The organism is Serratia sp. A07 (assembly GCF_058725505.1).
On record NZ_JBZXDO010000066.1, the window covers coordinates 1 to 9,526 of the forward strand.

11 protein-coding genes are annotated in these 9,526 nt (G+C 56.7%); 1 reads left to right on the top strand and 10 read right to left on the bottom strand.

What is annotated here, in order from left to right:
• Positions 1–360 precede the first annotated feature (360 nt).
• Positions 361–1,167, top strand: coding sequence for a DUF4225 domain-containing protein (locus tag AC4PR2_RS26730; protein WP_180547777.1), 807 nt, complete (start codon positions 361–363; stop codon positions 1,165–1,167).
• On the opposite strand, the gene AC4PR2_RS26735 is transcribed toward AC4PR2_RS26730, so the two are convergent.
• From AC4PR2_RS26735 to AC4PR2_RS26780, 10 genes are all read right to left on the bottom strand, one after another.
• A complete protein-coding gene (locus tag AC4PR2_RS26735; RefSeq protein ID WP_157800472.1) occupies positions 1,161–1,472 on the bottom strand; it encodes a hypothetical protein in 312 nt (103 codons plus the stop codon). The genes AC4PR2_RS26730 and AC4PR2_RS26735 overlap by 7 nt on opposite strands.
• Positions 1,473–1,620: 148 nt before the next feature.
• Complete coding sequence (locus AC4PR2_RS26740; RefSeq protein ID WP_228011758.1) at positions 1,621–2,025, bottom strand: acetyltransferase; 405 nt, start codon at positions 2,023–2,025, stop codon at positions 1,621–1,623.
• Positions 2,022–4,877 (bottom strand): conjugative transfer ATPase, encoded by a 2,856-nt coding sequence (locus AC4PR2_RS26745; RefSeq protein WP_197786458.1) that lies wholly within the window; start codon positions 4,875–4,877, stop codon positions 2,022–2,024. Before AC4PR2_RS26745 ends, AC4PR2_RS26740 begins: the two co-directional genes overlap by 4 nt.
• Complete coding sequence (locus AC4PR2_RS26750; protein ID WP_180547779.1) at positions 4,877–5,302, bottom strand: TIGR03751 family conjugal transfer lipoprotein; 426 nt, start codon at positions 5,300–5,302, stop codon at positions 4,877–4,879. Before AC4PR2_RS26750 ends, AC4PR2_RS26745 begins: the two co-directional genes overlap by 1 nt.
• Positions 5,303–5,451: 149 nt before the next feature.
• Positions 5,452–6,954, bottom strand: a complete 1,503-nt coding sequence (locus AC4PR2_RS26755) for a TIGR03752 family integrating conjugative element protein (protein ID WP_180547780.1) — start codon at positions 6,952–6,954, stop codon at positions 5,452–5,454.
• Positions 6,947–7,852, bottom strand: a complete 906-nt coding sequence (locus AC4PR2_RS26760) for a TIGR03749 family integrating conjugative element protein (RefSeq protein ID WP_492175760.1) — start codon at positions 7,850–7,852, stop codon at positions 6,947–6,949. Before AC4PR2_RS26760 ends, AC4PR2_RS26755 begins: the two co-directional genes overlap by 8 nt.
• A complete protein-coding gene (locus AC4PR2_RS26765) occupies positions 7,849–8,520 on the bottom strand; it encodes a PFL_4703 family integrating conjugative element protein (RefSeq protein WP_127146359.1) in 672 nt (223 codons plus the stop codon). Before AC4PR2_RS26765 ends, AC4PR2_RS26760 begins: the two co-directional genes overlap by 4 nt.
• Entirely contained in the window at positions 8,517–8,882 is a 366-nt protein-coding gene (locus AC4PR2_RS26770) for a TIGR03750 family conjugal transfer protein (protein WP_086580534.1), read from the bottom strand. Before AC4PR2_RS26770 ends, AC4PR2_RS26765 begins: the two co-directional genes overlap by 4 nt.
• 11 nt (positions 8,883–8,893) lie before the next feature.
• Positions 8,894–9,259 (bottom strand): TIGR03745 family integrating conjugative element membrane protein, encoded by a 366-nt coding sequence (locus AC4PR2_RS26775; RefSeq protein ID WP_180547782.1) that lies wholly within the window; start codon positions 9,257–9,259, stop codon positions 8,894–8,896.
• Positions 9,260–9,331: 72 nt separating this feature from the next.
• Positions 9,332–9,526: TIGR03758 family integrating conjugative element protein (locus tag AC4PR2_RS26780; RefSeq protein WP_492175761.1), on the bottom strand; the 195-nt coding region annotated here is incomplete at its 5' end.

Below are 9,526 nucleotides of genomic sequence, written 5' to 3' on the forward strand. Positions count from 1 at the left end.
GAGGCGGCATCACTGGCGCCGTAGTGAACCGGCCATTTTAATTGTCGCCGACCGGCCAAAATAATTGACGCGAGATAGTGGGAATCGGTATACAGTACCGTGCCGGCAAGCACCGATGCCGGCATCAGCAGAGGAAACAACGTCAGCAACGTGCTGATTTTCATGGCGTGCACTCCTGCGTGGATAGAATCCACACAGGGTGCTATGGAGCGCTCAGAAAGACAGCAAAGAAGTCTTTATTGGATTGCGATAATTTTACTACGCTAACGCTGAATCTATGCTGCAAGAATTTATGCAATTGAGTAGACCTTGTTATATGATTTTGGTCGACGGTATGACAAATCGCTTATGAGGGTATAAATGGATATTTCACTGCTTACAGGGCAACGGACTAACGCCTGGTCAGCAACCATGATTAATCTGGAAGCTCGAAAACTCATTAATACCGCGAATACCGTTGCGTCTCACCATCTTCAGGATGGGCTCACAAAAATCAAGTTCATGGAAGATATTAAATCCTTCATATCACAGCAATTTTATCTTGCTCGTCAGGCAAAATCTGAAGAGGAAGGAATTTCCTATTTAAAGAACTTAAGAGCAGAAAATGAAAATCTTCTCGAGCAAGATCGCTTACTCAGAACAAAAGCCGCCAAACTGTATGCAAAGGTAGAATTTATCAAGGAAAACAACAACGTCGTGGGTTATGCCATCACGGCAGTTAACGTCGTCTTGGCCGGTCTGGAAGTTGTAGGTGGATTTGCAATAGCAGCGACAGGAACCCCTATCGGCGTCATGGCGGGAGTAATACTTATCGCTGATGGCTTCAATACGCTTTCGCGAGAATTCGATCAGCAAGTACAAAGTAAACCTGATTCTGAAGGGATCCTCGCTAATGGTGTCATGGCAACCGCTGAGTTTATGGGATTCAGCCGAGATAGTGGTCTCGGTGCTTTTAAAGCAGTAACCCTCACAGCTAACGCTTACAGCATATTCGGATTACTCAGAAGACCTGGAACATGGCGGCTGTTCCACTATCTACCGACTGATTTTTATCGCAAGGTCGAAACCATGAACAGACCTATGTTGACAATGAAAATAGTAGGCTATGGACTTAAGGCAAAAGTTGTATTCGATTTAATGACAACGACAACAGACTCAGCTCATTGAGCCCGTTTTCTGAAACGCCAGGATTTATATGCCAAGCCAGCCGGAACAGTTAACCAACCGATGGCTAAAACGAATAAACCGGCAAACACACCAGATAATGCGCTGTCAACAGACCCCAGAATCAGCGCTATCAAACACACCAAAACAACCCCAAACGTCACCCAGACATTGATCAAGAACCGCTTCGCTAGGTCTGAAACAATGACATCTACAGTTGAACCATAATTGGCACTGTTATTTCGGAGCTTCTGTATATCTTTCGTCGTAAAACCTGACTTCGATAATGCTTCTTCAGTTATCGCCACGTCATCTCCTCCTGTAATACCGAATAGTATACCGCTATCCGGATAAAAAAAAACCGGCCAGAAGGCCGGTGATCTAGTGAAAACATACTCTCAAAAATTGGCTCAGATACCAGATAGTATGAAGTGTTCGTTAACTTCTACTGTGTTATCAGTTAACCCTAAATCGCTCACACAGCTCGCTCAGGTGGAGCAACAGATACACCACATCGGCCGCATCCGGCACTGTGACATACCAGCGTGGATGCCGGTATTCGTCCGACTGAGGCCACAGCGTGTTACCGGCCACGGTGATAAGAACATCGATGCAACGCCCCAGGTGCCCCTCAAGATGCAATGCTACGCTGGTACGACTCCCGATGCGATGTGGATGAGCGGTAAGTCGAACTGGCCCTGACAACCGAGCCCGAATAGCCGTACAGAACGTGTCGAGTCCCAGCGCATCTGTTGCGCTCAGGGTAGCTACCCCCTGCGGGGGAAGGGTAAACAACGCCGGTTCTCTAATGACCTGGTCTTGAGAACGAACAACCGGTTCAGGGTATTTCAGGGTCATCATGCTACCGCTGCCTCCCCGTTAGCCGCCAGGCCGCGCAGGCGGTCAAGCTTTTGCGCCACCTTGCGCGCCGCCTCGAGCTCGCTGCAGCCAAATTCCTGCATCAGCGCGCGGCGTTCGGCCTTCTCTTCTTTTTCGGTCATCCCCAGCGCCAGGTACAGGCTCGGCGGTACTGCACGGAACAGCGCCTCGAGTTTTTTCGACAGCACCACACCTTCGGTATAACAGCCGGAGAGTTTGCTGGCCGACAGCAGCACCGCCTTTTGCTCCTCGGTCAGCGCCTTGAAGCGCGCAATGTCGTTGACCTCCTCCGGCGGCATCGTCAGACAAACCCACCACTCCGCCATATTCAACATTTTCTCGGCAATATCCGGGAAGTCTTTCAGGTTCTGCGTGGCCAGCCACAGCCAGGCGCCGAGCTTACGCCACATTTTGACGATTTTGGTCATGTACGGCGCCAGCAGCGGGTTCACCGTCACGATGTGCGCCTCATCCACCGCGAACACGATATCCCGCTCCGAGTACTGGTCCCGTTCGGCAATGTTGTTGATGGTGTTGGTCAGGCTCACCATCGTCAGCGCCATCTGCGCCTCATAGCCCTCACGTGCCAGATGCCCAAGGTCAATCAGGGTCACATCCGCCTCTGGCCACAGGCTGCCCTCACGGTTAAACAGCTCTGCTTCAAAACTGCCTGCCTGGGTAAACATCCCGAGCGACTCCGCCATTTCGGCCGCTTTGGCCCGGCGCTGGACGTTACGGATATCACTCCCTTCGTCTTTGGATATGGCGTACAGTGCCTTCTGCAGGTCTGCCGGCAACATCTGCCGTCCTTCCTCATGGGTCTGCCGCGCTGCCATCAGCAACGCCTCGCGGATCATCGCGCGGTCGGCGCGTTTCAGTTCATGTTCTTCCTTCGCATCGCCGCCGGTGATCATCATGCGCGCCGAGATTTCCATTTCTCCCAGGTAATCGCGCTTATCTTCATCCTCGTCGTCATCGGAATCGATGTCCGGCAGGTCATTTTCATCCAGGGCCAGCGAGGTTAACGCATCGTCGACGAGTTTATGCGCGTAGGAGAACGGCGGCAGCGAGACGCCACTGCCCGGTTTGATACTCACCTTGTTGACACTGAGCCCCAGGCTTTCGAAATAATCGGCCAGCAGTCCGAACGAGTTCCCCGCTTCGGCAATAAACAGTCGCGGCCGGTGTATTGCCATCAGCTGCGACAGGGTCGCACACAACGTCGCCGATTTCCCCGCGCCGGTCGGACCAAAATACAGCATGTGCGCATTCTGACTCCGGTCGTGCTTGTTGAGCGGATCAAACGTCAGCGTATCCCCACCGCGGTTGAAGAAGCTCATGCCGGGGTGACCGGTCCCGGTTTCGCGGCCGGTCACCGGTAACAGGCCGGCCAGATGCTGTACCCAGGTCAGGCGGGTGTACCAGTGTTTCTTGTCCGTCTCCGGGTTAAAACACATCGGCAAAGCCCGCAGGTAGGTATTGAGCGGCGCCACATCAAATTCCGGACGAACCGGCTGCAGGCCGGCGCCAAGCAACACGTTGGTGAGCTCGACACGTTTGTGATTAAGCGTGGTCAGATCGTCGGCACGCAGCAGGAAGGTGATACCGGCACGGTACAGTTTGTGGCGATTGCCCAAGTACTCTTTCACCTGCGCCACGTCCTGGCGCACGCGGCCAGATTCAGTATTTTCACCGACGGCATTTTTGGCCAGTCGATTGAAGTCATTCTCCAGCGTGTCTTGAGGCTGCACCACAATCGTCATGCACACCATCGTCCCCTCCGGGAACAGATCCATCAGCGCATTGATTTTCTTTTCTCCGCGTTTCATTTCACCTGTGATTGTGCCCGGCTCCGGCGGACGGCGCAGTTTCTCGACCGGAATGGCGCAATGCGCCTGGGTATCGAACCACCATACGCCGTGATCAGGATCGGATACGGGCGGGGTGAACAGCAGGGTTTCGGCAAAATCATTCTGCACCGGCATCGCACCTTCCGGCGTGACACGGCTGTCAAAATAGGCGGCATCGCGGTACAGCGTCTCTTTATCCACCCACTCCGGGCTGGGGTTAAAATGACGCAGCAACCAGTCATGGACCTGCGCCCCGTTCTGGCGCACGCAGGCAACGCCGGCACCGGCCAGGGCACCGGTCACGCGCTCACAGGTCTGATTCAGCATGGCAATCGGTGGCATCGGATCATGATTGCTCTTACCAATCCAGCGATAGACCACCATGCGGGTCCGTCGCTGCTGCCCACGCCACGGCTGGTCTGTTATCAGCGTATCTTTGAACAGGCCTTCCGGACGGGCAATCCCGCGCAGATGGCGCTCGGTCTCTTTCAGCCAGTCTTCAGTAAACGCACTGCCCTGCGCGTGGGGTTTGACATACTGTCGCAGCCTGTCGATATACGCCTCGACATTGTTCTCGTCCTGGCAGAAGAACTGCACGATCCAGGGGTTTTCATCATGTTCGTCAAACGAGTCCTGCAGAGCATCCTCCACCGTGTCACGCATCTGCTCCAGGCGATCGTCCGTCCGCCCTTCGGTCGCCACCGGCGTGATGTCAAACACAGCGCCGACAGATATGCCGTCATCGAGCAAGATACACTGCTCACGGTCGAGAAACTCCGCCCAGGGCAGGTAATCAACGATGGACGGATTGGCGTGATACACCTGCTGCTCATCCTTTACCGTCATCTTGCCCTGGCGCCGTAATGGCTCACGGCCGTCGACAGACAGTGGCACACCGTCCTCGGTCACGTTCAGTGCGTCCTGGGCAGCAGCCGCCGACTTTTTACGCGTCAGGCGCTTTTTATCAAACAGGGAAAACCGCATCAGTAGGCCTCCGTCCGTTCACCCGGCATCGCATACTGCACCTGGCTGTAGAAGGGAAACACGGTGCTGTACCCCGGCACCGGCGCGTTGCCACCCGCCAGGTGCGGGAACACGTACATCACAAGATCGGGATTCGGCAGGCGCGGGAACTGCTGGCTGATTTCGCTTTCCTGCGTGCGGCTGTAGCTGCGATCGCTCGCGGCTGTTGCCTGGCTTTCGCTCTCGGTGAGCGGCCGGCGCAGGCTGTCGCGCGCTGCCACCGCATTGCGCGCCGTTCCGCCGCCATCCTCACCCTGCCACAATTCCAGCATCGAGCTGTCCCCCGGTGGCAGCATTTCCTCTTTCGACGTCGAACAGCCGGCCAACGCCATGACGCTGACAATGACAGTGATCGCCATAACTCGATTAAACAGATTTTTCCGCATGATTATCATTCTCTTATAAGCAAACACAGCGGGAGCAGCACACCCAGCCAAAACGCGCAGCAGGACAGCAAAACCAGCGCCCAACCCTGTGGGCGATTCATCCTTTCGCATTGACGCCACAGCATGCCTTTTCTCCTCCGAATGACGCGTTAATCCAGCCCGCCGGTTTTGCCGTCTTCGCCAGGCAGGCTGAAGTCGTCGTAACGCACCTTGCGCCCTTTGGTCTCAAAGTCGATCGCCAGCTGGCGAGTAATGTGCACGGCCAGCTTCTGGCCCGGCGGAACGTACACGGCGTCGAACATCATGCCGTAGCGCTCACGCACCCAGTCGGCGGTCTCTTTCATCCCGCCTGACAGCGCCTTGCCTAGCACGGCCTGGCCGGCATTACCGGTCATGGTCGAGGTGATGCCATTCACATTGTTTTGCGTGGTGTATTGCCCCTGACTGATCCCTTCCCCGGCGGCGCTGGCGGCCGACAAGGCGGCGATCGTCGGCAGATAGGTCGAGGCATTGGACTTACGCTCTCCACCGATGCACGGGATACCGTTGTCATCGGAGATCCAGCCGATGCCGGCGGTGGTGCTGACCTCCTTCGCATTACTGCCGGCATTATTGTTACTGCCGTTGGCATTCATGTTGGTGTTGGGTTTTGGCAGGGTGCGGACCGTCCCGTCCGCAATCACGAAGGTGATGCTGTTGACCTGGCCGCGCACGCACGACAACGTCCAGTCCCCGCTGGCGGTCCCCGAGACAATCGCACCCTCGACGTCCGGCAACTCGATGCCGTTCGCCGTCAGGTTGTCTTTGCCAATCATCAGCTTGAACGGGTACGGGTCAGTCACCGTGCCGTTGATCGGCACGCGGCCCAGCAGCGCCGTCATGGCGCGGCTGCCCACCAGGGTGGAATTCTCAGGCAGGGTAAACACCGGCTCGGCGTTCTCCTCCGCCCCTTTTTCATTGGTATGTCCTTTAACCTGCTGCTCATAGGCAGCTTTTTGGCGTGTGATCGCATTGTCCGACAGGAACGACGTCGGGAACTGCGGGCCGTCTTTGACGCTGTTCGGATTACGCGGGTCGGGTTCTTTCATGTCTTTCGGACCGACCCACATCAAGCCATCCTGACCAGGAGCGGCCCCACCGTCCCCGGCACCCAAGCCATCCAGTCCCAGCCCCAGCGGAATATCACTGTCGCTTTTTGCCTTGTCCTTGTTCGCACTCAACTGCTCGGTCAGCGTCTGGATTTTTCCCATCAGCGTTTGCTGCTCTTGCTGAAGCTGCTGCTGGCGCTGCTGTGCTTGTTTTTGGAAGCCGGCCACGGCCTCATTGACCTGACCGGACACATTGGTATTGCGCTTGCGAAGTTCTTCGTTTTCTTTCAGCACTTTATCAATGTTTTTCTGCAACTCGGCCTGCTGGGTTCGGGTAGTACGTAGGGTGCCCACCAGGGTACGCAGCGTATCTTCTGGAGTATCCCCCTCTACACCCAGCGCCCGCAGCTCTTCCGGCGACATGCTGGCCAGCACGTTATGCGCCTGCTGAGTCTCCTCCTGTGCTTTACCGCCGCTGCAGGCCTTAAGCCCGACGATGATCGCGGTGGCCAGCACGCCGAACACAATGACCTTCGGCAGCATGTTGGATTTCACCTCAGCCATGATTAGCCCCCTTCTTCACCGCTTTTACGGCTTTGCGAACCGCCGATGGTTCCGCGACAAACGCCCCGTCCGGGCGACCGGCGGTAACCAGGTACAGCGTGGTGGTGTCTTCCGGAGTCCCCACCGGGCCAAGATAGCGGTGCTGGAACGTCGCCGTCACAAACTGCCCCTGCAGTACCCGGGGATCGAGCGTGATTTTGCGGCTGGCGGTGTTCTGCACTTTCAGCGCCACCACGTTGCGACTGCCAATACCCCAGCCGCCCAGCGGCGTGATGGTCACCGGCTCTGACGGGTACAGTGTGGTGATACGTTTCGGCAAGTGCGGGTTGACCGGATGAATGCCGGGCACCGCTTCAACCGTACGCACCGGGCCGTACAGGCTTTGTGCTGCGTAACGCGTCAGGACAACCGGCAGCGGCGCGTTGTATTTGACTTTTTTACGCTTCGCCTGGGTACCGTTATCCGCCCCAGGCGCCGCGTTGTTTCCCCCTGAAGCAGCTGACGCGTCACTGCTGCTAACTGAGGTCACGTCACCGCTGTAGACAATACGCACCGGTTCGGCCGAGCCTTTGTCCGATGCCGTCACATCAAGGAGAATAACCTCCCCGTTTTCCACGTCCTGCAGCTGCAGACGCGTTGGCGGGAAAGCGGCATCCGCTTTCAGATAAACCGCACCGCCACTGCTTTGCACTCGCAGCTTACCGTTCAGCGCCGGCGGGAAGCCGACGCGGACATTTTTATCGGCAAACAACACCCGCTCCTTGCCGACGGCCAGCGGGATTTGCAACGGGATACGCTCCCATTTCATCAGCTCTTCCGCCTGCGTAACCGGCACGATAAACGTCGCCGCCAGGGGAAGTACACTCAGGGAAAGCGCCAGAACACGTGCTTTCATCATTGGAATACTCCTTTTTTCTCAGGCGCGGGTTCCGCCGGCGCCGCAGCCAGACGCTGTGGCATGCTGTCGTAACAATCCAGTGCCAGACCAAACTCATTACGTTCCGGATCCCCTTCTGCGCGCACCACTTTCAGCGGGTAACGTGTCAGTGCGCGTTTCACCGGTTCGCCGGCAAAGGACTCGTCCGCCACCAGATCAAGGCGTACCACCCAGTTATCACGGCCTTTGACCGTCACCGGGCTCTGGTTATAACGGCCGTTGTAACCATGCTCAGGGATTTCGAATACCACGCGCGTCCTGCCGGCAAGTTCACCGCTTTCGCTACGCTTTTTGGCGTCCGCCTTCAGGAAACGTGCGCAGGAGTCGGTCAGATAAGGAGACAGCGCGGCAATTTTGGCCGGGTAATCGACATCACCGTTCTTAGGCCAGGCATTGAGTTGCTGGAAGATATAAAAACCGAAGCTGTAGACCGTGGACGGTGGTACCTCCCACCAGGCGCGGGTAGAGCCGCTGCGCAGGTCTGGCGGGTTATGGATGGTCAAATTGTCTGGCGCCCGCATCCAGCCGATGCTGGCTACCAGAAGGAAAACGACCAGCACGCCACAGGCAACACGCAACGTGAGAATATGCTGATCGCGGTTTTTAACCGCATGTCTGAAACGGCTCATGTGGACCTCTTAACAACGCGGCTGCGACGCAACGACCAGCCCTGTTTGTCGATAATCAGGGTGGGATCCCCCCACCCCATGCGACGTTTACGCGCCTCGAGGCGCTGCCAGATATAATTCTCCGGTTTACCGCGCTTAAGGCGCGTCAGCCGGCTGCCTCCAAACCAGATGACGAGAAGCGGCGTCACCAGCATGCCGGTGGGTATCACGACCCAACCGGCAAGGGGAAGAAACGGCAACGACACGAGCAGACCCAGCCCTACGCCCGCCAACGCCGCCAGTCCCATCTCCGGGGTGGTGAACCCCCGGAAGACGACTGGCTCTGCGTTAAGACGGTCAGGTAAGAATCGGATAGTCTGCATGGCCGGCCACCTTAGAACAGGATTTCGGCGGACTTGCCAACCAGCCAAATAACGGTGACCAGCAGCACCACACCAACCAGCACGATGGCGCCGAACTTGGCCCAGGTCGCCTTCTGATCACGGACCTCGGCAAAGGTATGGATCGCAGCGTTGGCGACAATCAGGAAAGCCACCGCAGCGGCGACCAGACCGATAATAACGATCCCGTCCTGGAAATAGCCTTTGATGGTATCCATCAGACTACCGCCACCACCGGAGGACGGGGGCTCAACCGACGGCAGAGCCGCCTGCACCGGCTGGCTGGTGACATACGCCAGGGAAGTGGCTACCGCGGCACGCGCGCAGAGTTGACGGAAAAGACGAACTGCAGCATTCATAAAAAATTCCTTATGGGTGTGTGAAAATAACATCGTGAAATACGGTCCAGCGCCTCTTGCGCCTCTTACAGGTCAGCTGGCAAACATCCAGATTGAAACAACCAGCAACAGCACGGTTTTGATGACGAAGTGAACCAACGCCCCATTGCGTACTATTTCGTTGCTCCAGCCCTGGTAAACATCAACCAAAGCCCAGGCCGCCCAGACAAACAGCACCGCCAGTAACCCACCGATGCAAATCAGCGACAGAATATTGACTTCAACACC

What these genes read in the sequence shown, in the direction of transcription:
- AC4PR2_RS26730 (WP_180547777.1), top strand. Translation starts at nt 361, where the DNA reads ATGGATATTTCACTGCTTACAGGGCAACGGACTAACGCCTGGTCAGCA.
- AC4PR2_RS26740 (WP_228011758.1), bottom strand. Translation starts at nt 2,025, where the DNA reads ATGATGACCCTGAAATACCCTGAACCGGTTGTTCGTTCTCAAGACCAG.
- AC4PR2_RS26745 (WP_197786458.1), bottom strand. Translation starts at nt 4,877, where the DNA reads ATGCGGTTTTCCCTGTTTGATAAAAAGCGCCTGACGCGTAAAAAGTCG.
- AC4PR2_RS26750 (WP_180547779.1), bottom strand. Translation starts at nt 5,302, where the DNA reads ATGCGGAAAAATCTGTTTAATCGAGTTATGGCGATCACTGTCATTGTC.
- AC4PR2_RS26755 (WP_180547780.1), bottom strand. Translation starts at nt 6,954, where the DNA reads ATGGCTGAGGTGAAATCCAACATGCTGCCGAAGGTCATTGTGTTCGGC.
- AC4PR2_RS26760 (WP_492175760.1), bottom strand. Translation starts at nt 7,852, where the DNA reads ATGATGAAAGCACGTGTTCTGGCGCTTTCCCTGAGTGTACTTCCCCTG.
- AC4PR2_RS26765 (WP_127146359.1), bottom strand. Translation starts at nt 8,520, where the DNA reads ATGAGCCGTTTCAGACATGCGGTTAAAAACCGCGATCAGCATATTCTC.
- AC4PR2_RS26770 (WP_086580534.1), bottom strand. Translation starts at nt 8,882, where the DNA reads ATGCAGACTATCCGATTCTTACCTGACCGTCTTAACGCAGAGCCAGTC.
- AC4PR2_RS26775 (WP_180547782.1), bottom strand. Translation starts at nt 9,259, where the DNA reads ATGAATGCTGCAGTTCGTCTTTTCCGTCAACTCTGCGCGCGTGCCGCG.